This is a genomic window from Streptomyces diacarni (assembly GCF_003323715.1).
Taxonomy (GTDB): domain Bacteria; phylum Actinomycetota; class Actinomycetes; order Streptomycetales; family Streptomycetaceae; genus Streptomyces; species Streptomyces diacarni.
Genome location: NZ_QOIN01000021.1, coordinates 36185 through 57996, shown reverse-complemented (window position 1 = coordinate 57996; position 21812 = coordinate 36185). Strand labels below are relative to the sequence as shown.

Genomic DNA, 21812 nt, shown 5'->3' with positions numbered 1-21812 from the left:
TCGGCCCCCTTTCCCGCCGGCGTCGGCCCTCAGTAGTGGCGGAGCCCCTCGGACAGTGTGCGCGCCCATGGTGCATCGACCTCGTGCGCGTCCGTGGCGACGACGAGATGACAGAGCATGCCCACGGCGAAGAAGCGCTGGACGTCGCCCTCCGGCGCGCCGGAGACACCTCGCACGTACTCGACCAGCCGCGCGTAGCCGGTGCGCACCACCTCGCGAATGGCCGGCTCGGCCGCGGCCGCGCACTGGGCGTGCAACTGGAGCAGCAACAGGTCGCGGTCCGCGATGAGCTGGGCGTACGCGTCGCCCATCGCGTCCAGGACCTCCTTCGGCGCGCTCCCCCGCGCGGTGGTGGCTCCGTCGCCGAGGCTCTCGCGGATACGGGCGAAGCAGTGCTCCACCACCGCGACGAACAGGGCCTCCTTGTCGGGGAAGAGCCGGTAGACGTAGGCCTGCGAGATGCCGGCGCGCTTCGCCACGTCCGTGGTCGTGGTGCCGAAGTACCCCCGGTCGGCGAAGGCACTGACTGCCGTCCGGAGGACGGTCCTCCGCCGTTCGTCGGCGGTCGAGAGCTGTCGCTGAGGCGCGGAAGTGGACATGTGAGTAATAAACCACTCACACACAGGGCTGTCAACCGCTCCGTCGGCAGCACCGGCTTCGCTCACGTCAGGTGGTGGCCAGCAGCCAGTCCTCCCCGCTGGACGGGCGGAGACCGTCGGTGCGCCCGGTGAAGTAGCGCTCGGCGAGCGAGGCTCCCGACAGGTGCCGCGCCTGCGCGAGGCCCGCCTCGCGGGCCAGTGCGAGCATCTCGGGCGGGGTGTAGAAGCTGACGAACGGCGTCCCCGAAGCCTGAGCCCCCTCTTCGCTCGTCCGGAGGCCCGGGCGGTCGTCGCCGTCGAGCAGGTCGACCGGCAGCATGAAGGTCATGGCGAGCGTCGAGCCGGGCGCGAGTCCGGCGACCCGGCGCAGGGTGGCCGAGGTCGTGTCCTTGGCGAGGTAGACGGTGACGCCCGTGGAGACGACGACCGCCGGGCTGGAGGCGTCGAAGCCGGCCGCGACCAGTTTGTCCAGCCAGTCCTCGCTCGCCTCGAAGTCGACCGGCACCAGGTGCAGCCGGTCGGGGACGCCGTAGCCCAGTTCGGCCAGGCGGCGGCGCTTCCATGCCTGGGTGCCGGGCTGGTCGATCTCGAAGATCCGCAGGCGGGCGGCGAGTTTTGGCCTGCGCTGCGCGAAGGTGTCGAGGCCCGCCCCCAGGACGACGTACTGGGTCACGCCCCGGTCGGCCTGCTCGGCGACCAGGTCCTCGACGAAGCGGGCGCGCGCCACGATGGAGGCCCGGAATCCGCTGGTGGCCTGCGGATCCATGTCAGGACGGGCACGCCAGTCAGCTCCGGGAGCCGCCAACCGCAGGCCGATCTCGTCCTCGACCACATGCGGGGGCGCGTCGACCCGCAGGTGCAGCGCCCGCCAGAGCGCGGTCCGCACCGCGGTGTTGTCGGGCACCTGCGTCAGCTCGTGCACCATCCGGTTCCTCCTCCTGCCGAAGCCTCACCACGCGTGCGCTTCCGTCTGTCGTGCGGTCTTCCTCCGTGCTGTACCGATGCGCCGTGCTCCGCGCTCAGTCGCCGTCGAGGTCCACCCTGACCGTCAGCAGCCGCGTGCCCACCGCGCGGACCACGGCGCTGTTGAGCAGCGGCAGGGATCGGAGCCGGGCGCGCGCGTCGTCGTCCGGGAGGGGGTGGGCCGTACCCGGATACCAGCGGCCCCGCACCCTGACCCGGACGCGCGGATCGGCCCGGATGTTGCGGACGTACTGCGCCACCTCGCCGTGCTCGGCCACCAGCCAGAACCGGTCACCCATCCGGCGCCCGCCGAGCGGCGTACGGCGCGGGCGGCCCGAGACGCGGCCCGTGGTCTCCAGGAGCACCTGCCCCGGCAGCCGCGTGGTGAGGGGATTGACGACATACCGTTGGAGCGCCGTGACGGCGCGGAACTTCCGTCCCCCGCCGCGGCCTTGCGCGTTCGCCATGCTGTCCCTGCCCGCCCTTCCGCCGCCATCCGTCCTGAGATGAGCGGCCCCGCCGCGCTGCCGGCGGGGCCTTCCGTCCACACGCAGCCAGCATGATGGATACGGATACGACGAGTCTCGCACCGGGCACTGACAACGGCCCGCAGAAGCCGGGGCGCCCTCAGGGTCCGCGGCGGGAAGCTGTGGCCCGGCCTCCGGGCCGCGTCGCTCCGGGCACCCCTGCGTGCCGCCTCAGGAGTGCCCCTCCGCCAGTTGGAAGAGTTCCGCCCACTGCGGGGCCGTCAGTGACTTGGGGAGGGCCGAGGCGGACAGGCCCTGGCGGCGCAGCCACGGGACGATCCGCCGCCGGGGCAGGCCGCGTGCGGCGAGCGGCAGGATCTCGGCCAGGCCGCGGCCCCGGCCGGTGAAGACCCGGTGGACGAAGTCCTGGTACCGGCGGCGCGTACCGGCCGCCAGCAGCGGCTCGGGGCGGCGGGTGACGGTCACCAGGCCTCCGTCGACTCCCGGCCTGGGGCTGAAGGCCCCCGCGGGAACGCGCTCGACCAGCCGGAACTCGTACCAGGGCCACCACTGGGCCGTCATCATCGTCGCCCCGCCCACGCCCGCGCGCCGCCGCGCGACCTCCCACTGGACGAGGAGGACGGCGTCCGTCCAGCCGGGTGCGTGCAGGATGTGGCGGAACATGGCGGTGGTCCGGTGGAAGGGGAGGTTGCCGACCAGGACGTGCGGGGTGCGGGGAGCCTTCCAGCGCAGGAAGTCGGCCTGGCGCACGGCGGTGGTGTCCGTCACCCGCCGGCGGAGCCGGGCGGCCGTGCGGGCGTCCACCTCCAGGACGGTCAGCGGCCGGCCGAGCCGCTCCAGCGGCACCGTCAGCGCGCCGTCGCCGCCGCCGATCTCGATGACCGGTCCCCGGGTGCGGGCGATGAGGGCGACGATCCGGCGGATCGTCGCGGGGTCGGTGAGGAAGTTCTGGCCGAGCTCGTGGCGGCCGTCGTGGAAGGTCGTGTGTCGTGTGCTGTGCCTGGGCACGGGAACTCCGCGGCTTCGGAAGGGAAGCCGGGCAGCACGAAGAGCCGCCCGGCGCTGACGCGCTGGAGCGGCGGAGCTTCTCGCAGAGAGACGGCCGCCGCTACGGGCGGCGGAGGCGCGTCATGGCGGCGCACGCGGCGCAGGAGCAGGCCGCGAAGGCGCAGGAGCAGGCACTCATGGCGCGCACTCTAGGCGGCGCGCTCGTCAGCGCCAACCGAATTACCCGGCCGGGTAGGGCCGGGGCGTGCTATTGCCGTGTCCGGCAGGGCACACGGGAAGGGCGCGGCTCCCACGTCGGCCGCGCCCTTCGTCCGTGGTGGCTGCCTGGCGGAGCAGCCTGGCCCGCACGGGCCGAGCGTCCTCACATGGCGAACATGCGGCCCATGCTCTGCGGGCTCAGGAGGCTTCCCGTCTCGGTGCCGTCGACGGGGCGCACGGTCTCGCGCATGTCCTGCGGCCGCCCCTGCCCTTCCCCGTCCACCCGGCCCTGCTGCTGCGGCCTGGCCTGTTGCGGCCTGGTCTGCTCGACCTGCTGAGGCCCGGCCTGCTCGGGCCGGGTCTGGTCCGGCCCGCCCGGCTGCTGGGGTCCGGCCTGCTCCCGGCCGCTCTGCTGCTCAGGCGCCATCGGCCGCTGGGGCCCCAGCTGTTGCCGGGGGCCACTCGGCTGCTGGGGCCGCATCTCCTGCTGGGGCTCCGTCTGCTGCTGCGGCCCGCTCTGGTGCTGCGGTCGCGTCTCTTGCTGAGGCCCACTCTGCTCGTGCGGCCGCAGCCCGTGGGAGTGGGGGGCGCCGTTGCCGTGGTCGCGGCCGCCCTCGTGTGCGGGGCAGGCGGCGGCCGTTCCCGCCGCGGCGAGCAGTGCGGTGGCGGTCAGTGCGGCGGTGGCGAGCGCGGTGCGCTTGAGCATGGGGTGCCTTTCTCGTGCGCGGCGGCCAGACCCGGTGACGGGGCGTGGCGTCCACCCGGACGGGCGGATGCGGACACGTGCGGGGCTGCCCGGGGCGCGGTGGGGCCATTCGGGATGTATGCGCACTTCACTCGATATACCGGCGCCGAGGTGAGGCGTGCTGACGCCCCCGGGTCCGGGAGCCGAGGGCGTGGGGACCCGGAGGAGGTGCGGGGCGTTGGCCTGGGCTGCACGCTGGGGGTATGACTCCACCGATCGTCGTACACCCTCCGTCCACCACCGGGGGACGGAAGGTGACCGCCCACGCGGAGAGCCTCGGGTTCGCGCACCGGCCCGAAGACGTGGTCGAGTTCCTGCGCCGCGCCGGGCTCGACCCCGCCGACATCCAGCTCGACGACCCGAACCTGATCGAGTGGCGCGGCGGCGGCCCCGACGTGTGGGAGTGAGCGCGGCGGCGGCCCGGGCACGTGTGGGAGTAAGCGGGGCGGCGGGCGACCGAAACCGAACCAAGAGGGCAGGTGTGCGGCTCATTCGGACGCGGGAGTACCGTCGGGTACGCCCCCGGGCCGCGAAGTGAGGAGCCGATCGCACATGCCGCCAACGCCCACTCCCCTGCCGATGCCGTCCCGCCTGCCCTCGGGCAGGCCCCCGCAGCACGAGCAGGAGCAAGGCAACAGGACCGCCCTGATCGAGGACCTGATGCAACGCTTCGAGCACATCCCGCGGGAGGCCGTGCTCAAGGAGGACCTGCTCCGCGGCGGGATGGCCTTCGACGACTCGGCGCTCAGCGACACCACCGACGAGGCCACCGGCGAGGTGAAGCCGAAGTCGTACTTCATCTTCTCCTTCGACCACCGCACCCTGCCCGAGCTGGGTGAGGCCGCGCTGCGCCGCCCGCCGGAGGAGGTCGTACTGACGGGCGGTCCGTACGACCTGCGCCGCACCGTCGTCTCCGTACGGGTGAACCCGGACTCGCCGTACCGCGTGAAGGCGGGCGAGGACGGCGCTCTCGGGCTGTACCTGGACGGGAAGCGGATCGCGGACGTCGGGCTGCCGCCGATGCCGGACTACTACCGGCACGCGCTCGCGAACGGGAAGTCCGTGATGGAGGTGGCGCCGACCATCCAGTGGGGCTACCTGATCTATCTGACCGTCTTCCGGGTGTGCCAGTACTTCGGTGCCAAGGAGGAGTGCCAGTACTGCGACATCAACCACAACTGGCGGCAGCACAAGGCGGCCGGGCGCCCCTACACGGGCGTCAAGCCGGTCGAGGAAGTGCTGGAGGCGCTCCAGATCATCTCTGACCACGACTCGCTCGGCGCCTCGCGGGCCTACACCCTCACCGGCGGCTCGATCACCTCCAAGGTGCAGGGCATGGACGAGGCCGACTTCTACGGCCGGTACGCCAAGGCCATCGAGGAGCGCTTCCCGGGGCGCTGGACGGGCAAGGTGGTGGCCCAGGCGCTGCCCAAGGAGGACGTGCAGCGCTTCCACGACTACGGCATCAGCATCTACCACCCCAACTTCGAGGTGTGGGACAAGCGGCTGTTCGAGCTGTACTGCCCCGGCAAGGAGCGCTATGTCGGCCGCGAGGAGTGGCACCGCCGCATCCTCGACTCGGCGGACGTCTTCGGCCCGCGCAACGTGATCCCGAACTTCGTCGCGGGGGTCGAGATGGCGGCTCCGTACGGCTTCGGCTCGGTGGACGAGGCGATCGCCTCCACGACCGAGGGCCTGGACTTCTTCATGTCCAACGGGATCACCCCGCGCTTCACGACCTGGTGCCCCGAGCCGACCACGCCGCTGGGCAAGACGAACCCGATGGGTGCGCCGCTGGAGTACCACATCAGGCTGCTGGAGGCCTACCGCAGCGCGATGCAGCGGCACGGGCTGTCCTCGCCGCCCGGATACGGTCCCGCGGGCGCGGGCCGCGCGGTCTTCTCCGTCAGCTCGTTCATGGACACGCTCCCGTCGGAGGAGGGCGCGCCCGTAGCGTAGGGCGGACCCCGCGCCCCGGAAGGGGCGCGGGGAACGGCGCGACAAGCCACACCCCACCCGCAGCCCGCACACTGCGAGCAGTGTCACTCCCTGCCGGAGCAAGCCCGAAAACGCCTGGCGCCTAGCGCCCCGTCGCTCCGTCGGTCTGCTCGCGGAGGATGTCGGCGTGGCCCGCGTGGCGGCCGGTCTCCTCGATCATGTGGACGAGGAGCCAGCGCATCGTCGGGCCTTCGGCCCCCGCGCGCAGCGAGCGCGCGCCGCGGCGGCCGAGGTCGTCGCAGGAGGCGATGATCTCGTCGGAGGCGCGGATCGCGTCCTGGTAGGCGGCGATCAGCGCCTCGCCGGTCTCCCCCGCCTCCGGCGGCGCGTCGTCGTCCAGCGGCTGTTCACCGCCGTCGCCCGCGTAGCCCCACACGAACCAGTTGTGCTCGACCCGGGTCAGGTGCTTGACGAGGCCCAGCAGGCTGGTGCCCGACGGCACTCCTGGCGCGAGGCCGACCTCGTCGGTGAGCCCGGCGGCCTTCGCGATCACCGCCTTGCGCATATATCCGAGGAAGGCCGTCAGGGTCTCCCTCTCGCCGCCCTCCGCCTGGGGCGGCCCTACATCTCCACGCGCGGAAAACCCGGTCACATCAGTCATGCGCCCGACTGTAACCACAATTGGCTGGCGGGCGCCCCCGCCTGCTGGTTGGCTACGGTGATGACTCCCCCGCACCCGCCCCTTCCCGTGGCCGGCACGAGTGGTGAGGCGGGGCGGCCACCGGGGGGAGCCGGGGGTGCGGCGCGGGGGCACCGGGCGCGCGGGGCCGGCCGCCCGGAGCGGCTCGGCGAGGCGGCGTGGGCGGCGCTCGGCGCGGGAATGGACGGCACGCTGCTGCGCCCCGGGGACCGGGACTTCACCGCCGCGCGCAAGTTGGCCAACCCGCGCTTCGACGCGGTCCGTCCGGCCGCCGTGGCCTACTGCGCGGGCCCCGGCGACGTCGCCGAGTGCCTGGCGTTCGCCCGCAGGTTCGGGGTGCCGGTGGCCGTCCGCAGCGGCGGGCACTCGTCCGCGGGCTGGTCCACGGGCTCGGGCAGGCTCGTCGTCGACGTGCAGAGGATGGCGGAGGTCAGCGCGTCGGGGCGCAGCGCCACCGTCGGGGCCGGGGCGAAACTGCTGGACGTGCACGCCGAGTTGGCCTCGCACAAGCGGACCATTCCGGCCGCCGCCGCGCCGACGGTGGGGATCTCGGGGCTGGCGCTGGGCGGCGGGATCGGGGTCGTGGCCCGCGCCTACGGGCTGACGTGCGACAGCCTCACCGGGGCGACGCTCGTCACGGCAGACGGGCGGGAGCGCCGGGTGGCCGAGGACGGCGACGCCGACCTGTTCTGGGCGCTGCGCGGCGCGGGGAACGGCACCTTCGGCGTCGTCACCTCCCTGGAGTTCCGCACCCATGTGGCGCCCGCCTGCCTCACGTTCTTCCTGACGTGGCCGTGGGAGCACGCGGCCGACGTGGTGCGCGAGTGGCAGCGGTGGGCGCCCGTGGCGCCGGAGGAGATCTGGGCGAACCTGCACTTGTCGGCTCCGGCCGGCGGCCGCCCCGGCAGCGTGCGGGTCTCGGGCCTGTCGCTCGGGGCCCGCCGCGAGCTGGAGAACCACCTCGACCGGCTGGTGGGCCGCGCCCGGGGCCCGCGCCGCGGTCCGCGGACGCAGGGGATGCCGGCGGACCTCTCGCTGCGGCGGCACTCGTTCCTGGACGCCGTCAAGGTGCTGGGCGGCGTCTCGGGGTGGACCCTGGCCCAGGCACACCAGCGGGGCACGCTGCCCGGCCGTACGAAGCGCGGCAGGGTGCCCCGCCAGTCGTACGCGGTGCGCTCGGACTTCTGCACCCGCCCCCTGCCACCCGAGGGCATACGCGCGCTCGTGGCACGCGTCGAGCAGCTGGTCCGGCTGCGCGGCGACGGGTCGGGCAGCGTCACGCTGCACGCGCTGGGCGGCGCGGTGCAGCGACCGCGCCCGGACGCCACCGCCTTCGTGCACCGCGACGCGCGGTTCCTGGCGCAGTACGCGGCCGGCTGGCAGGAGACCGCGGGCGCCGAGGCGGTGGCGGGTCTCCGCGGCTGGCTGGACGCCACGCACGCGGCGATGCGGCCGTGGGCCAGCGGCTTCGCCTACCAGAACCATCCGGATCCGGCGCTGCGCGACTGGCGGCACGCCTACTACGGCAGCAACGCCGAGCGGCTGACCAAGATCAAGGCCATGCACGACCCCGACCGGCTCTTCTCCTTACCGCAGGCGCTGTGAGCCCCCACGCCTCTCCTACCGCGTAGCAGCGTGAGCCTCGCACGCCCGGCGGCGCACGGTTCCGTACGCTGGCTCTCACACCGTCACCCCGCTTCCGGACCCCTGCCCGGGAGCGCCCCCGGACAAGGAGAAGTGCCGTGCTCGTGCTGTTGCCGCCGTCAGAAGGGAAGGCCGAGGGCGGGCGGGAGGGCCCGTTGGAGTTGGCCTCGCTCTCCCTTCCCGAGCTGACGTCGGCCCGCGAGACGGTGCTGGAGGAGCTGGTCGCGCTCTGCCGGGCGGACGAGGAGAAGGCCCGCGAGGTGCTCGGGCTCAGCGAGGGGCTGCGCGGCGAGGTCGCCAAGAACGCGGGACTGCTCACGGCGCCCACCAGGCCGGCGGGCGAGCTGTACACCGGGGTGCTGTACGACGCGCTGGACCTGGGTGGTCTCAGCGCCGCTGCCGCCCGCCGTGCCGCACGCTCGCTGCTGGTCTTCTCCGCGCTGTGGGGCGCCGTCGGCACCGGGGACCGCATCCCCTCCTACCGGCTCTCGGGCGGCGTGAAGCTGCCCGGCACGGGGTCGCTGGGCCGGTACTGGCGGGGGCCGTTGGAGTCGGCGCTTCCGCAGGCCGCCGGTGAGGGCCTGGTGCTCGACCTGCGCTCGTCGGCGTACGCCGCGATGTGGAAGCCCAAGGGCGACACGGCGCGGCGGACGGCCACCGTGCGGGTGTTGCAGTCGAAGACCGTGGACGGTGTGGAGAAGCGGTCGGTCGTCAGCCACTTCAACAAGGCGACGAAGGGCCGCCTGGTGCGGGCGCTGCTGGAGGAGGGCGCAGAGCCGCGGACCCCGCAGGAGCTGGCCGACGCGCTGCGCGACCTCGGCTACGTGGTGGAAGGCCCGCAGGGCGAGCCCAAGCCGGGGGCGGCGAGCGCGCTCGACGTGGTGGTGACGGAGCTGTAGGGGAAGCCTCGCGTTGCAGGGGGCGCAACGGCTGTTGCGCGGCGTGCGCGAGGAGGGGCAGCATACGCGTATGAGCAGCCCCGCCGCCCCCTCCGTCCTCGATCTCGCCCCCGTCATCCCCGTCGTCGTACTGGACGACGTCGAGGACGCCGTGCCCCTCGCCCGGGCGCTCGTGGCAGGCGGGCTGCCCGCGATCGAGGTGACGCTGCGCACCCCGGCGGCGCCCGCGGCGATCCGGGCGATCGCCGAGGCCGTCCCCGAAGCCGTCGTCGGCGCGGGGACCGTGCTGGGCCCGGACAACGTGCGCGAGGCGGTGGAGGCGGGCGCCCGCTTCCTGGTCAGCCCCGGGTGGACGGACACGCTGCTGGAGGCCATGCGCGCCTCTGGCGTGCCGTTCCTGCCCGGCGTCTCGACGACCTCCGAGGTCGTCGCCCTCCTGGAGCGCGGCGTGCGGGAGATGAAGTTCTTCCCCGCCGAGGCGGCGGGCGGCACCGCCTACCTCAAGTCGCTGGCCTCGCCCCTCCCCCAGGCCCGCTTCTGCCCCACGGGCGGCGTCTCGGCCGCCAACGCGGGCTCGTACCTCGCCCTGCCCAACGTCGCCTGCGTGGGCGGCACCTGGATGCTCCCGGGGGACGCTCTCGCCGCCAAGGACTGGAACCGCGTCAAGGCGCTGGCGGCGCAGGCCGCGACGGCGGGCCGCTGACCCGCCGCCCTCCGTGCGGCCTTCCGGCGGGGGCTACCGCAGGTGGGCCGTGTCGTTGAGCAGGCGCAGCGAGGCGTTGCCGTCGGCGTAGTAGGCGACGGCCGTAAGGGAGGCGGCGGCGAGCTCCATGCGGAAGAGGGACTCCACGGGCGCGCCGAGCGCCAGCCTGACCAGGGTCTTGACCGGGGTGACGTGGCTGACGACGAGCACGGTGCGGCCCGCGTAGCGGGCCAGGAGCTGGTCGCGGGAGCGCGCCACCCGCCGGGCCACGGCGTCGAACGACTCGCCTCCTGAAGTGGGCGAGGCGTGGGCCGAGCCCAGCCAGGCCTGAAGGTCCTCGGGGTGGCGTTCGCGGACCTGGGCGAAGGTCAGCCCCTCCCAGGCGCCGAAGTCCGTCTCGCGCAGCCCGTCCTCCGTGCGGACGCTCAGCCCGAGGCGCCCGGCGACCGCCGCGGCCGTCTCCTGGCAGCGGCGCAGGGGCGAGGCGACGACGGCCTCGATGGTGCCCCGCGCGGCCAGCGCGTCGGCGACGGCGGCGGCCTGCCGCCGCCCGACGGCGGAGAGTTCGGGATCGCTGCCGCCGCTGCCGGAGAACCGTTTCTCGGGGGTGAGCGCCGTCTCGCCGTGCCGCAGCAGCACGAACGTGGTGGGCGTCCCCATGTCCGGGCCCCAGCCGACGCGGACGGCGGGAGCGGTCGGCCCCGGGTCGGTGGAGGCCGGCCCCGGGTCGGTGAAGCCGGCGTCGGCGGAGCCCGTGTCGGCTGACCCCACGCCTGCGGAGCCCGTCGCGGCGCCGGCCGTGTCGAGTTCGGCGGTGGAGGCGCCGGGCTGCCAGCTGACGCCGCGCTTGCCCGCGTCCATCGCCTCGTTGGCGAGCCGGTCGGCGTGCTTGTTCTCCGCGCGGGGGATCCACTCGTAGGTCACGGCCTCCGGCGGGAAGACGGAGCCGGCCTCCAGCGCGAGAGGCCGCATGTCCGGGTGCTTGATCTTCCAGCGCCCCGACATCTGCTCGACGACGAGCTTGGAGTCCATCCGCACCAGGACGGCGGCATCGGCGTCCAGTTCGTGGGCGGCGCGCAGCCCGGCCAGCAGACCGCGGTACTCGGCGACGTTGTTGGTGGCATGGCCGAGGAACTCGGCGGTCTCGCGCAGGGTCTGCCCCGAGGCGGCGTCCCGGACGACGGCGCCGTAACCCGCCGGGCCCGGGTTGCCCCGGGAGCCGCCGTCGGCCTCGACGACGAACGTCCGCCGGGCCGGGGCACCGCCGGTCTCCGGCCGGGGGTGCCCCCAGCTCACAGGCCGGACTCCGGGGTCCGCACCAGGATGCGGCGGCAGTTCTCGCAGCGGACCACGGTGTCGGCGGGCGCCTCGCGCACCTCGTTGAGCTCGGTGATGTTCAGCTCCAGGCGGCAGCCCTCGCAGCGGCGCTGGAAGAGCTTGGCGGCACCGACGCCGCCCTCGCGCTCGCGGATCTTGTCGTAGAGCTTGATGAGGTCGTCGGGGACGGCGGCGGCGATGGTCTCGCGCTCCTTGCGGACGCTCTCCACCTCCGCGTCGATCTCGGCGAGCGCCGCGTCCCGGCGGGCGGTGGTCTCCTGGAGCTCGGTACCGACGGACTCGACGCGCTCGCCGAGTTCGGCCGCGCGCCCTGTGGCGGACTCGCGGCGCTCCATCACCTCCAGCACGACGTCCTCCAGGTCGCTCTGGCGCTTGGCCAGCGAGGCGATCTCGCTCTGGAGGTTCTCCAGGTCCCTGGGGTTGGTGACGGCGCCGGAGTCGAGACGCTGCTGGTCGCGGGTGGCGCGCTGGCGGACCTGGTCGACGTCCTGCTCGGCCTTGGTCTGCTCGCGCGCCGTGTCGCTCTCCTCCGTCTGCGCGGCCACGAGCAGGTCGCGCAGCTGGGCGTGGTCGGCCTCCAGCCGCTGGATCTCCTCGTGCTCGGGCAGGGTCTTGCGCTTGTGCGCGAGCTGCGACAGGCGGATGTCGAGTGCCTGGACGTCGAGCAGGCGGATCTGATCGGCGGGCGCGGCGTTCAGTTGGGGGCTCCCGGGGTGAGGTCGTGGGCGGTCGGTGCGGTGGGGCTGGGCGTGGCAGGCGAAGTGAGCGGGGACGCCTGCGGCAGCGAGGGCGCGTGCGCGGTCCACGGGTCGGTCACGGTGCGGGAGACCTGGGTGCGCAGGTCCCAGCCCTCCCGTTCGGCGATCGCGTCGAGCTGCGCGGCGGCCTGCTCGCACCAGGGCCACTCGGTGGCGAAGTGCGCGGCGTCCAGCAGGGCGAGCGGCGCGTGTTCGCGGGCCTCGGAGGCGGGGTGGTGGCGCAGGTCGGCGGTCAGGTAAGCGTCGACCCCCGCGGCGCGTACGGCGTCGAAGAGGCTGTCGCCCGAACCGCCGCACACCGCGACGGTCCGCACGGTCGCGGTCGGATCGCCGGCGACGCGGACACCCTGCGCGGTGACCGGCAGCGCGGCGGCGGCCGCCTCGAGCAGGTCGCCGAGGGCGAGCGGGCGGTCGAGCGCGCAGACCCTGCCCAGCCCGCGGCGCCCCTCGGGGTCCGTGGGGTCGGGCACGAGGGGCCGCAGCACGCGCAGCCCGAGCGCGGAGGCGAGCGCGTCGGAGACGCCCGGGTCCGCTGTGTCGGCGTTGGTGTGGGCGACGTGCAGGGCCACTCCGCCGCGGATCAGGGTGTGGACGACGCGGCCCTTGAAGGTGTCGGCCGCGACGGTGGTCGTCCCGCGCAGATAGAGGGGGTGGTGGGTGACCAGGAGTTGGGCGCCCGTGGCGACGGCCTCGTCGGCGATCTGCTGCACGGGGTCGACGGCGAACAGGACGCGGCTGACGCGGGCCTCGGGATCGGTGACGTCGCCGCACACGGTGCCGACGGCGTCCCACTGCTCGGCACGCTCGCGCGGCCACAGGGCGTCGAGCGCTGCGATGACTTCGAAGAGGGCGGGCTGTGCTGGCACGGGGGCAAGGCTACCTGTCCCGCCCGAGGTCTCCCCCGGCCCCTGCGGCCCCTTCTTTCCGGGCGCCGGGCCCGGCGGTCCTCCGCACGTCCCGGGGTCGGCGGTCGCGGACGGGTGGGCGCCCGCCGCGCGCGGACACGGCCCGTTTCCGGCCCGGCGCGCACCGCCGTCGCCGGCGTGGACCGCCGGTCCCAGCACACCGCGGGGCGCCGTCGCAGGCGAACACCGTCTTCGGTCACCCTTACGCGTGAAGCGCCTCGGTCCCCGTCGTGCGCCCGCGACGGCGCCCCTAGTTTCGGTCACCGGAGGTGATCGAGGCATGACGGCGAGTGTCGCGAAGGTCATGAACGGGAGCTTCACGGTCGCGGCGGACGGCTCGTATGCCGCCCGTCTCACCACGCGCGCCGGCACGGAGCTGTGGTACCCCGAGCGCTGGACGCTCGGCGGTCCCGAACCGTACGCGGTGCCGCTGCCCGTGAAGCAGCCCGAAGACCCCGGCAGCGGCGTGCTGCCGCTCGCGGACGGGCGGGTGCTCATCGCCCGCCCGGCACCGGGGCACCACTCCCTGGCCCTGCTCTACCCCTCCGGGCCCGACACCGGCGAACTGCGCCTGGGCACCGTGGAGACGGACGAGCTGCGGCTGCTGCCCCCCGCCCCCTGCGGCATCCGCGCCTACGCGCTCGCCGCGGCAGCGGGCGGCCGCGCCACCGACGTGTGGCGGGTGACACCCGGCGCCCCGCGTGCGCTCGAACGCGTCGCGCGGATCGAGGCCCGCTGCTCCGGCGGCGCCTGGCTGGACCCGGAGGGGCGGCTGCTCGCGGTCGAGGCCCAGGGGCCCGGAGGCGAGGGGCCGACCAAGACGGTCGCCGTCGATCTCGCCGCGGGTGGCGCGGTCTCGCCGCTCCTCCAGATCACCGAGAAGAGCAACGACCGCCTGCTGCTGGCCGACCCGGACAGCGGACTGCTGCTCGTGAGCTCCGACGCGCCCGGCGAGGAACGGCTGGGCTGGGGCGTGCTGGGCAGCCACCGTCCGGTGCGCTTCCCCGAGGTGCTGCACCCGGCCGGGACCCGGCTCACCCCGATCGCCGTTCAGCCGGGCCAGACGCTGCTGCCCGAACGGTGCGGGGTGGCGCTGCGCGTCGACGCGGCGCAGGGCACCTGGCCGGCCGTGTGGCGCCCGGGGCTCAAGGAGTTGCGGCACGTGGCGAGCCCGCCGGGCTGGCTGACGGGCAAGGGTCTGTGGACGGCCGACGGCGAGCTGCGGGTCCCCTACTCCACGGCACACAACCCGTGCGGGCTGGCCCGCATGCGCGCGCCTCTGCCTGACGGTGAGGAGTCGGCGGCCGGGAGCGAGCGGCGGCCCGAGGACCCCACGAAGGGAGCCGGGACGCCCGCGCCGGGTGCGGACACACCACCGTCCGGGGCCCCGCCGGCGCCCCGGACGCCGACGCGGGCAGCGGCCCCCTCCCCGGGCTCGCCTCCCTCCCCGTCCGCCTCCCCTGTCTCGTCCCCGCCGCCCTCTCCGCCGCCGCCCTCGTCGGAGTCTCAGCCCCCCTCGCATGCACAGCCCCCCTCGCATGCACAGCCCCCCTCGCATGCGCAGCACCCGCCCGCGCACCCGGCGCGTCCGGCGTCTCCTCCGCCCTCCCCCGGGGCCGGCGAGCCACCGCGGCAGGCCGAGCCCCAGCGGCAGGCCGGACCGCCGGCTTCCGGCACGGGCGGTGACGTCACGGGTCTACAACATCGAGGTCACGGAGGGTCGCCCTCCGGGCTGCTGGGTTCCCTGGTCCGCCGGGCCGTTTCCGCAGGCGGCACGGGCTCGTTCGGGGCCCTGGGAGAGACGGCGCGCAAACCGGTGCCGCTCCAGCAGGCTCCGCTGCCCACCGGCACGGCGTGACCAGCGGCTGAAACGGCCTGAAGTCGGCTGCTCCCGGTCGTTAAACTCCGCCGGGTACGACGGCAGCAAGCGATTGACGGAGTGACATCACGATGTCCGACACCCAGACCGAGACGCCGAGCGACACGCAGACGGCCGGCGAGGGGACTCACCGGGGGAAGCACAGGGGGGAAGCCGCCGCACGAGAGGAACAGACCGTACCCGCGCAGGGACGCCACCGCCGTCCCGAACCCGCGTAGTGCCCCGTGCCGCGCGGCGATGTCCGCCGCGCGGCACGGCGAAGCCCCGGCCGCCCGCCCGACCCACGGCGGCCGGGGCTTCGCCGTACGGCCCTTCCCGCGCGCGCTCAGCCCTTCGAAAGGCCGAGCACCTCGCCCGCCGCGAAGGTCTCCTGCGGGGAGCGCGCGCCGAAGAAGGGGGTCAGCTTCTCGTCCAGTTCCGCCACGGTGAAGACCTCCTTGTCCGTGTCGAACTTCGCCGCCACCTTCGGCCTCTCCAGCAGCGCCACCATGCCGCCGTGCACCACCAGGAGCTGCCCGTTGACGCGAAAGGCGGCGGGCGAGGCCAGATAGCCCACCAGCGGGGAGACGTGTTCGGGCGCGAGCGGGTCGAGCCCCTCGTCGGGCGCCGCGAAGCCGGCGAAGACGTCCTCGGTCATCCGGGTGCGCGCCCGGGGGCAGATGGCGTTCGCCGTCACCCCGTACTTGGCCAGCGCGCCCGCCGTGGAGGTGGTCAGACCGACGATGCCGCCCTTGGCCGCCGCGTAGTTGGGCTGGCCCGCCGAGCCCGCGACGAACGCCTCGGAGGAGGTGTTGACGATCCGCCCGTAGACCGGGCCGCCGGCGGCCTTGGACCTCTCGCGCCAGTGCGCGGCGGCGAAGCGGGTGGTGTTGAAGTGCCCCTTGAGGTGGACGCGGACGACCGAGTCCCACTCGTCCTCGCTCATCGAGAAGACCATCCTGTCCCGCAGGATGCCGGCGTTGTTGACCAGGATCTCCAGCGAACCGTAGGTGTCGACGGCCAGCCGCACGAGCTCCTCGGCCTGACGGAAGTCGGCCACGTCGCCCTGGTGGGCGACGGCCTCGCCGCCCGCCGCGCGGATCTCGGCGGCGACCTGTTCCGCGGGACCGGCCGACGCCTCGCCGCTCCCGTCCCTGCCGGGCCGCCCGAAGTCGTTGACCACGACGCGGGCCCCGAGGCGGGCCAGCTCAAGCGCCTCGGCGCGGCCCAGTCCGCGCCCGGCACCGGTGACGATCGCGGTCCTGTCCTGCAAACAACCCGCCACTGACATGTCCGTCCTCTCGAAGTCGCTGCGGTGGCCGTCAGAGAGAGATGCTGGTGCGCAGCGCCTCGCCGGTGCGCATCTGGTCGAGCGCGTCGTTGATCTCGCCGAGGCTGACCCGGTGGGTGATCAGCGACTCCAAATCGATGCGGCCGGCCCGCCACAGCGCCACCGCACGGTCGTAGGAGCGCAGCACGTCGCCGCCGCCGTAGAGGGAGGGCAGGATGCGCTTCTCGTCGAAGAACAGCTCGAACATGTTGAACTGGAGCTGGTCGTCCATGGCGCCCGCGCCCACCACGCACAGGGTGCCGCCGCGCCGGGTGGTCTCGTAGGCGGTACGGGCCGTCGCGGACCTGCCGACCACCTCGAAGACGTAGTCGAAGCCCTCGTCGCCCGTCAGGCGCTGCTTCGCCGCGGCCAGTTCGTCGGGGGCGACGGCCTCGGTCGCGCCGAACCGCAGCGCCGCCTCGCGACGGGAGGCGACGGGGTCGACGGCGACGATCCGCGCGGCGCCGCACGCCCTGGCCCCCTGGATGGCGCTGACGCCGACACCGCCGCAGCCGAGGACGGCCACCGACGAGCCCGCCTCGACCCGCGCGGTGTTGAACGCCGCGCCCAGCCCCGTGGTGACCCCGCAGCCGATCAGGGCGGCGATCTCGAAGGGCACGTCGTCGGGGATCGGCACCGCGCACGGCGCGTCGAAGACGGCCTCCTCGGCGAAGGTGCCGGTGCCGGCGAAGCCGAAGACGTCCGTGCCGCCGGTGGTGCGGCGGAAGTTGGCGGTGCCCGCGTTCATGAACCCGGTCAGGCACAGGTGCCGCTGGCCGCGCCGGCAGGAGGGGCAGGTGTTGCAGGCGGGCAGCCAGCACACCAGGACCCGGTCACCCGCCCGTACGTGGGTGACGCCGTCCCCCACCTCCAGCACCTCGCCCGCGCCCTCGTGGCCCGGCACGAACGGGGCGGGCTGCGGGAGGGTCCCGTTCATCGCGGACAGGTCGGAGTGGCACAGCCCGGTGGCCCGGATGCGGACGCGTACCTTGCCGGGGCCGAACCCGGCGGGCTCGACGTCGTCGACGACCTCCAGCTCGTCCTGACCGGTCTCGTGCAGTACCGCTGCGCGCATCTCGGACTCCTTCACGTCGAGAGGTGGTCGAGGGGTGGTCGAGAGGTGGTCGAGGGTTGGGTACCGGCTCAGGTGTGCGTGACCACGGCGTCCCCCAGCACGACGGCGTCATCCCGCTCGGCAGCCGTGGCCGTCAGCTGGAGGCGTGCCTCGTCCAGGCGCCAGACGCGCACCCGCAGGGTCTCCCCCGGGTAGACGACCCCGGCGAACCTGACGGCGTAGGAGGAGACGCGGGTGACGTCCCCGCCGAGCACCTCGTCGACCACGGCCTTCAGCGCCATCCCGTACGAGCACAGTCCGTGCAGGATGGGCCGCTCGAACCCGGCCAGCCGGGCGAAGTCGGGGTCGGCGTGCAGCGGGTTCCAGTCCCCGGAGAGGCGGTAGAGCAGCGCCTGCTCCTCCCGGATGGGGCGGTCGGCGACGTGGTCGGGGTCCCGCTCGGGAAGCTCCATGCGGGCCGAGGGGCCGCGCTTGCCGCCGAAGCCGCCCTCACCGCGGACGAAGAGCTGGGCCTCGCTGGTCCACAGCGGCCCCTCCGCGTCGGTGACGTCGGTGCGCAGGACGAGGACGGCGGCCTTGCCCTTGTCGTAGAGGTCGGCGAGCCGCGAGGTGGAGGTGGCGCGGCCGCCCACGGGGAGCGGCCTGTGGGTGACGACGGACTGGGTGCCGTGCAGCACCGCCGCCAGGTCGACCTCGATGCCGGGCGCGGACAGGCCGCCGACGACACCCATGCCGGCGCCCGCGACGGTGGCGAACGAGGGCAGGACGTGCAGCCTGCTCTCCAGTGTGTAGCGCAGCTCGGCCGGGTCCGTGGCGGGTACACCTGCGCCGAGGCCGAGGTGGTAGAGCTGGACGTCCTTGTGGTCCCAGGAGATCTCGGTGCTGCGGGGTTCGGCCGCGAGGGCCTTCGCTGCGTCGATGGGCATGGGGTGGCGGGCTCCTTGCGTCCTACGGGCTGCTCTCGGCGGGGGTCCTGGCCCGGTCGTCCGCACCGTCGGCCGGGCCAGGACCGCTTCGGGCCGGTCGGAATGAGAACACGTTCTAACCGATCCGGGGGCTACCTGTATAACGCAGCGTCCCGCACATGGGAAGACCTGATGCCCCGTCAGCCAAGGCGGGGATCCGGGCCCGGCCGTGACATTCGTCCTGCTCGGCCGCCCACATCCGGATCTGCACCGCCCGCCGCCCGGCGCCGTACCGTCGTCGCCATGACGACAGTCGCAGGCACACCCACAGCGCCGCCGGGGGCACCGGCCGATCCCTCGGCCGAGCGGCACCGGGAGCGGGCCGCCCTGGGCAAGGGGCCCGGCAAGTACACCTTCCTGCCCTGGCTCCTCATGGGACTGGGCGCCTTCTCCCACGTGATCCAGGGAAAGTCCGGCAACCCCTGGATCGGCGGGGCCGCGCTGCTCGCCTTCAACAGCCTCTACATCCTCGTCGTCTTCACCGCCTTCGACCCGCGCCACCGCGACCGGCGCACCCCGCTGTACGGGCTCGCCGGGCTGACCGCGCTCACCCTCGCGGTGGCCGTCGGCTACGGCGGGGCGTGGACGATGTTCTTCCCACTGCTCTCACTCGCCTCCGGCGCCGTACGGCAGCTGCGCGGCAGGCACCTGGGCGTGTGGCTGATCGCGCTGAGCGGCACCGCCGGATTCGTCACCGGCTGGGACCACGGCCACGGCGACATCTCCAGCGCCGTGGGCGTCGGCTACGGCACGTTCGTCTCCGGCATGGTGACCGCAGCGGTGCTGGGGCTCTTCGACACCGTGCGGCAGCTGGAGGACACCCGGCAGGAGCTGGCACGGACCGCCGTGGAGCGCGAGCGGCTGCGCTTCTCCCGCGACCTGCACGACCTGCTCGGCCACACCCTGTCGGTGATCGTCGTCAAGGCGGAGGCCGTCCGCCGGCTGAGCGCCCGCGACCTGGACGCCGCACTCGCACAGGCCTCCGACATCGAGGCCGTCGGCAGGCAGGCGCTCACCGAGATCCGCGAGGCGGTCAGCGGCTACCGCGAGGGCAGCCTGGCCACCGAGCTGGAACGGGCCCGCTCCGTGCTGGAGGCGGCCGCCATCGCCCCCGAGGTGCGCTGGTCGGGCCCACCGCTGCCACCGCAGACCGAGGCGCTGCTGGGCTGGGTGATCCGGGAGTGCGTCACCAACACGGTGCGGCACAGCCATGCAGGACGCTGCGAGATCGAGGTGCGGACGACGGCGGACCTGGTGCGCGTGACGGTCACCGACGACGGACGCGGCCCCGCACAGGACGGGCGCGGGGCCGGCGCGGAGGGCTGCGGGCCGGGTGAGCCGGACTCCCGCGTACGCTCCGGTGACGCACAGCGCGCCGCCTTTGGCCCGCGGACCGCCGCGGGCCCGAGGGCCGGTACCGGACTGAAGGGGCTGACCGAGCGGCTGGCGGCGGCGGGCGGCACCCTCCACGGCGGCGCCGACGGGCGGCGCGGCTTCCGGGTGGTCGCCGAACTGCCCGTGGACGCCGAGACGGCCGAGGCCACGACCGAGGAGAGGACGCGCCGGTGACCAGGGTCCTGCTGGCGGAGGACCAGGGCATGATGCGCGGCGCGCTCGCCCTGCTGCTCGATCTGGAGGAGGACATGGAAGTCGTCGCCCAGGTCGCCTCCGGCGACGAGATCGTCCCCACCGCGCTGGAGGCGGAACCCGACGTCGCGCTGCTCGACATCGAGCTGCCGGGGCGCAGCGGGCTGGACGCGGCCGCCGAGCTCCACGAGAGGCTGCCCTCCTGCACGGTGCTCATCCTGACCACGTTCGGCCGGCCCGGCTACCTGCGCCGCGCCATGGAGGCGGGCGCGGGCGGCTTCCTCGTCAAGGACGGCCCCGTCGAGGAGCTGGCCTCAGCCATCCGCAGGGCCCTGGCGGGCGAGCGCGTGATCGACCCGACGCTGGCGGCCGCCGCGCTCAGCGCCGGGCCCAACCCGCTGACCCGGCGCGAGTGCGAGGTGCTCTTGGCCGCGGCCGACGGGTCGACCGTCGCCGACATCGCCGCACGGCTGCACCTGTCGGGGGCGACGGTGCGCAACTACCTGTCCGCCGCCATCGGCAAGACCTCCACCCGCAACCGCATGGAGGCCGTCCGCGCGGCCCGCCAGAACGGCTGGCTGTGACGGCGCCCCGCAGCGGCGGATGCCCGCGCTCTCAGGGAAGTTCGGGCGCCGGAGCCGGCTCCCGCTCCGGCACCACCGGGGCCCGCTTCAGCGTCCTGGGCAGTGCCGCCAGCATGAACAGCGTGCACGCGCCCAGCAGGACCGCCCCGACGGAGAAGGCCATGCCGTATCCCGCGGCCAGCGAGGCGGCGTCGTGCCGCCCGCCGGTGCGGGCCGCGGCGGCCGTGGACAGCACGGCCAGCCCCAGCGCCCCGCCCATCGTGCGTCCCGTGCCGAACAGCCCGGACAACAGGCCCGCCTCGCCCGGCTTTTCGGTCGCCGTCGCGATGGTGGCCAGCGGCGTCGCGGCCAGCCCCGCGCCGAGCGCCATCACCACGCCGGGCCCCAGGATCGCCGTCACGTACTCGCCCTGCGCGTCCATGGTGCCCTGCCACAGGTAGCCGAGCCCGGCCATCGCCGCGCCGACCACCGCCAGGTACCGCTCGCCCATCCGCGCCATCAGCAACGGCGCCACCTTGGAGCCCAGCACGATCGTCAGCGAGTGCGGGACCAGCGCGAAACCCGCCTGGAGCGGCGTGTATCCGAGCACGTTCTGGGTGTAGAGCGACAGGAAGTACCACATGGCGAACATGGCCAGGCCGTTGATGAAGATGGCGGCGTTCGCGGCGGAGACGGCACGGTTGCGGAAGAGCCGCAACGGCACCAGCGGCTCGGGCGACCGCGCCTCGGCCAGGACGAACAGCCCCAGCAGCACGAGCCCCGCCACCAGCGGGCCCAGCGCGCTGGGAGCCGCCCAGCCCGCGCTGTCGGTCCGCACGATGCCGTAGGCCACCGCGCCCAGGCCCAGCGTGACCAGCAGCGCGCCGGGCACGTCGAGCCTGCGCACCGTCTCCTCGCGGCTCTCGGTGAGCCAGACGGCGGCCGCCGCGACGACCAGCGCGCCGATGGGCACGTTGATCAGCAGCACCCAGCGCCAGGAGAGCGCGTCGGTGAGCACCCCGCCCACGAGCCCGCCCGCGGCGCCGCCGCCCGCGCCCACCGCCGACCACGTGGCGATCGCCTTCGTCCTGGCCGGGCCCTCGGGGACGGACGTCGTCAGCAGCGTCAGTGTGGCGGGGGCCAGGATGGCGGCGCCCATGCCCTGGATGCCGCGGGCCGCCAGCAGGTGCCACGGCTCCTGCGCGAGGCCGCCCGCCAGGCTCGCCGCCGTGAACAGGGCGAGGCCCGCGAGGAAGACCTTCTTGCGTCCGAACAGGTCGGCGGCACGGCCGCCGAGCAGCATCAGCCCGGAGAAGGTGAGGGTGTAGGCGTTCACGACCCACTGCAGGCCCGTCTCGGACAGCGCGAGGGTGTCGCGCATCGAGGGCAGGGCGACGTTGACGACGGACACGTCCAGCACGACGAGGAACTGGCCTGCGCAGGCGGCCAGCACGACCGCCCAGAGGCGGGGCGCGGAGAGGGGCATGCGCGCAAGTGTGTCATTTTCACCTGCCCCCTCCCCCGTGGTTTTCCGCCCCGGCGAAGGTG

General features: G+C 74.3%; 21 protein-coding genes. 8 read left to right on the top strand and 13 right to left on the bottom strand.

Translation table 11 applies throughout. From position 1 onward, the window contains the following. Window positions 1–29: 29 nt before the first annotated feature. The 5 genes from DTL70_RS01020 to DTL70_RS01000 all read right to left on the bottom strand — a co-directional run bounded on the left by DTL70_RS01020 (window position 30) and on the right by DTL70_RS01000 (window position 3962). Window positions 30–599 carry a TetR/AcrR family transcriptional regulator gene (locus DTL70_RS01020; RefSeq protein WP_114019891.1) on the bottom strand — a complete coding sequence of 190 codons (570 nt, stop codon included), beginning with the start codon at window positions 597–599 and terminating at the stop codon, window positions 30–32. A gap of 67 nt (window positions 600–666) precedes the next feature. Next, entirely contained in the window at window positions 667–1524 is an 858-nt protein-coding gene (locus DTL70_RS01015) for a class I SAM-dependent methyltransferase (protein ID WP_114019890.1), read from the bottom strand. 94 nt (window positions 1525–1618) lie between these two features. Continuing rightward, the gene (locus DTL70_RS01010; protein ID WP_114019889.1) at window positions 1619–2029 is read right to left on the bottom strand and encodes a nitroreductase/quinone reductase family protein; all 411 of its coding nucleotides are present in this window, start codon (window positions 2027–2029) and stop codon (window positions 1619–1621) included. 231 nt (window positions 2030–2260) lie between these two features. Next, window positions 2261–3058 (bottom strand): 23S ribosomal RNA methyltransferase Erm, encoded by a 798-nt coding sequence (gene erm, locus DTL70_RS01005; RefSeq protein WP_114019888.1) that lies wholly within the window; start codon window positions 3056–3058, stop codon window positions 2261–2263. Window positions 3059–3419: 361 nt separating this feature from the next. After that, a complete protein-coding gene (locus DTL70_RS01000; RefSeq protein WP_114019887.1) occupies window positions 3420–3962 on the bottom strand; it encodes a hypothetical protein in 543 nt (180 codons plus the stop codon). Between the two features lie 242 nt (window positions 3963–4204). Here DTL70_RS01000 and DTL70_RS00995 point away from each other — a divergent pair, with 242 nt between their 5' ends. Continuing rightward, window positions 4205–4408, top strand: coding sequence for a hypothetical protein (locus DTL70_RS00995; protein WP_114019886.1), 204 nt, complete (start codon window positions 4205–4207; stop codon window positions 4406–4408). Window positions 4409–4580: 172 nt separating this feature from the next. Beyond that, window positions 4581–5960, top strand: coding sequence for a radical SAM protein (locus DTL70_RS00990; protein WP_114019912.1), 1380 nt, complete (start codon window positions 4581–4583; stop codon window positions 5958–5960). A gap of 121 nt (window positions 5961–6081) precedes the next feature. On the opposite strand, the gene DTL70_RS00985 is transcribed toward DTL70_RS00990, so the two are convergent. Continuing rightward, entirely contained in the window at window positions 6082–6600 is a 519-nt protein-coding gene (locus DTL70_RS00985) for a DinB family protein (protein WP_114019885.1), read from the bottom strand. Window positions 6601–6660: 60 nt separating this feature from the next. Between DTL70_RS00985 and DTL70_RS34715 the strand changes: the two genes are divergently transcribed. The 3 genes from DTL70_RS34715 to eda all read left to right on the top strand — a co-directional run bounded on the left by DTL70_RS34715 (window position 6661) and on the right by eda (window position 9885). After that, window positions 6661–8244 carry an FAD-binding oxidoreductase gene (locus DTL70_RS34715; protein ID WP_114019884.1) on the top strand — a complete coding sequence of 528 codons (1584 nt, stop codon included), beginning with the start codon at window positions 6661–6663 and terminating at the stop codon, window positions 8242–8244. A gap of 137 nt (window positions 8245–8381) precedes the next feature. Beyond that, a complete protein-coding gene (gene yaaA, locus DTL70_RS00975) occupies window positions 8382–9182 on the top strand; it encodes a peroxide stress protein YaaA (protein WP_114019883.1) in 801 nt (266 codons plus the stop codon). A 70-nt stretch (window positions 9183–9252) separates the two neighbouring features. After that, a complete protein-coding gene (gene eda, locus DTL70_RS00970) occupies window positions 9253–9885 on the top strand; it encodes a bifunctional 4-hydroxy-2-oxoglutarate aldolase/2-dehydro-3-deoxy-phosphogluconate aldolase (RefSeq protein ID WP_114019882.1) in 633 nt (210 codons plus the stop codon). A 33-nt stretch (window positions 9886–9918) separates the two neighbouring features. Here the strand turns inward: eda and DTL70_RS00965 are convergent, their stop codons facing one another. The 3 genes from DTL70_RS00965 to DTL70_RS00960 are packed head-to-tail and all read right to left on the bottom strand — an operon-like array spanning window position 9919 to window position 12847. Beyond that, window positions 9919–11181: a bifunctional RNase H/acid phosphatase gene (locus DTL70_RS00965; RefSeq protein WP_181860713.1), complete on the bottom strand. Its 1263-nt coding sequence runs from the start codon at window positions 11179–11181 to the stop codon at window positions 9919–9921. Continuing rightward, window positions 11178–11921: a zinc ribbon domain-containing protein gene (locus tag DTL70_RS33365; protein WP_181860717.1), complete on the bottom strand. Its 744-nt coding sequence runs from the start codon at window positions 11919–11921 to the stop codon at window positions 11178–11180. The genes DTL70_RS00965 and DTL70_RS33365 overlap by 4 nt, the downstream gene beginning before the upstream one ends. Continuing rightward, window positions 11918–12847: a Nif3-like dinuclear metal center hexameric protein gene (locus tag DTL70_RS00960; protein ID WP_114019880.1), complete on the bottom strand. Its 930-nt coding sequence runs from the start codon at window positions 12845–12847 to the stop codon at window positions 11918–11920. The genes DTL70_RS33365 and DTL70_RS00960 overlap by 4 nt, the downstream gene beginning before the upstream one ends. 319 nt (window positions 12848–13166) lie before the next feature. On the opposite strand from DTL70_RS00960, the gene DTL70_RS00955 reads away from it, so the two are divergent. Next, window positions 13167–14744 (top strand): hypothetical protein, encoded by a 1578-nt coding sequence (locus tag DTL70_RS00955; protein ID WP_181860712.1) that lies wholly within the window; start codon window positions 13167–13169, stop codon window positions 14742–14744. 346 nt (window positions 14745–15090) lie between these two features. Here DTL70_RS00955 and DTL70_RS00950 read toward each other — a convergent pair whose 3' ends face one another. From DTL70_RS00950 to DTL70_RS00940, 3 genes are all read right to left on the bottom strand, one after another. Then, window positions 15091–16035, bottom strand: coding sequence for a 3-oxoacyl-ACP reductase (locus tag DTL70_RS00950; RefSeq protein ID WP_181860711.1), 945 nt, complete (start codon window positions 16033–16035; stop codon window positions 15091–15093). Window positions 16036–16066: 31 nt separating this feature from the next. Then, on the bottom strand, window positions 16067–17149 hold the full coding sequence (locus DTL70_RS00945) for a Zn-dependent alcohol dehydrogenase (RefSeq protein WP_114019878.1): 1083 nt from the start codon (window positions 17147–17149) through the stop codon (window positions 16067–16069). 68 nt (window positions 17150–17217) lie between these two features. Next, window positions 17218–18075 carry a MaoC/PaaZ C-terminal domain-containing protein gene (locus DTL70_RS00940; protein ID WP_114019877.1) on the bottom strand — a complete coding sequence of 286 codons (858 nt, stop codon included), beginning with the start codon at window positions 18073–18075 and terminating at the stop codon, window positions 17218–17220. Window positions 18076–18357: 282 nt separating this feature from the next. On the opposite strand from DTL70_RS00940, the gene DTL70_RS00935 reads away from it, so the two are divergent. After that, window positions 18358–19683: a sensor histidine kinase gene (locus DTL70_RS00935; RefSeq protein ID WP_114019876.1), complete on the top strand. Its 1326-nt coding sequence runs from the start codon at window positions 18358–18360 to the stop codon at window positions 19681–19683. Continuing rightward, window positions 19680–20285 carry a response regulator transcription factor gene (locus DTL70_RS00930; protein WP_114019875.1) on the top strand — a complete coding sequence of 202 codons (606 nt, stop codon included), beginning with the start codon at window positions 19680–19682 and terminating at the stop codon, window positions 20283–20285. The genes DTL70_RS00935 and DTL70_RS00930 overlap by 4 nt, the downstream gene beginning before the upstream one ends. Before the next feature lie 31 nt (window positions 20286–20316). Here the strand turns inward: DTL70_RS00930 and DTL70_RS00925 are convergent, their stop codons facing one another. Continuing rightward, window positions 20317–21750 carry an MFS transporter gene (locus DTL70_RS00925; RefSeq protein WP_245978891.1) on the bottom strand — a complete coding sequence of 478 codons (1434 nt, stop codon included), beginning with the start codon at window positions 21748–21750 and terminating at the stop codon, window positions 20317–20319. Window positions 21751–21812 lie beyond the last annotated feature (62 nt).

Bases quoted from the DNA above. Each gene is read 5' to 3' on its own strand.
- DTL70_RS01020 (WP_114019891.1), bottom strand. From the start codon at position 599: ATGTCCACTTCCGCGCCTCAGCGACAGCTCTCGACCGCCGACGAACGG.
- DTL70_RS01015 (WP_114019890.1), bottom strand. From the start codon at position 1,524: ATGGTGCACGAGCTGACGCAGGTGCCCGACAACACCGCGGTGCGGACC.
- DTL70_RS01010 (WP_114019889.1), bottom strand. From the start codon at position 2,029: ATGGCGAACGCGCAAGGCCGCGGCGGGGGACGGAAGTTCCGCGCCGTC.
- DTL70_RS01000 (WP_114019887.1), bottom strand. From the start codon at position 3,962: ATGCTCAAGCGCACCGCGCTCGCCACCGCCGCACTGACCGCCACCGCA.
- DTL70_RS00995 (WP_114019886.1), top strand. From the start codon at position 4,205: ATGACTCCACCGATCGTCGTACACCCTCCGTCCACCACCGGGGGACGG.
- DTL70_RS00990 (WP_114019912.1), top strand. From the start codon at position 4,581: ATGCCGTCCCGCCTGCCCTCGGGCAGGCCCCCGCAGCACGAGCAGGAG.
- DTL70_RS00985 (WP_114019885.1), bottom strand. From the start codon at position 6,600: ATGACTGATGTGACCGGGTTTTCCGCGCGTGGAGATGTAGGGCCGCCC.
- DTL70_RS34715 (WP_114019884.1), top strand. From the start codon at position 6,661: ATGACTCCCCCGCACCCGCCCCTTCCCGTGGCCGGCACGAGTGGTGAG.
- eda (WP_114019882.1), top strand. From the start codon at position 9,253: ATGAGCAGCCCCGCCGCCCCCTCCGTCCTCGATCTCGCCCCCGTCATC.
- DTL70_RS00955 (WP_181860712.1), top strand. From the start codon at position 13,167: ATGACGGCGAGTGTCGCGAAGGTCATGAACGGGAGCTTCACGGTCGCG.
- DTL70_RS00950 (WP_181860711.1), bottom strand. From the start codon at position 16,035: ATGTCAGTGGCGGGTTGTTTGCAGGACAGGACCGCGATCGTCACCGGT.
- DTL70_RS00945 (WP_114019878.1), bottom strand. From the start codon at position 17,149: ATGCGCGCAGCGGTACTGCACGAGACCGGTCAGGACGAGCTGGAGGTC.
- DTL70_RS00940 (WP_114019877.1), bottom strand. From the start codon at position 18,075: ATGCCCATCGACGCAGCGAAGGCCCTCGCGGCCGAACCCCGCAGCACC.
- DTL70_RS00935 (WP_114019876.1), top strand. From the start codon at position 18,358: ATGACGACAGTCGCAGGCACACCCACAGCGCCGCCGGGGGCACCGGCC.
- DTL70_RS00925 (WP_245978891.1), bottom strand. From the start codon at position 21,750: ATGCCCCTCTCCGCGCCCCGCCTCTGGGCGGTCGTGCTGGCCGCCTGC.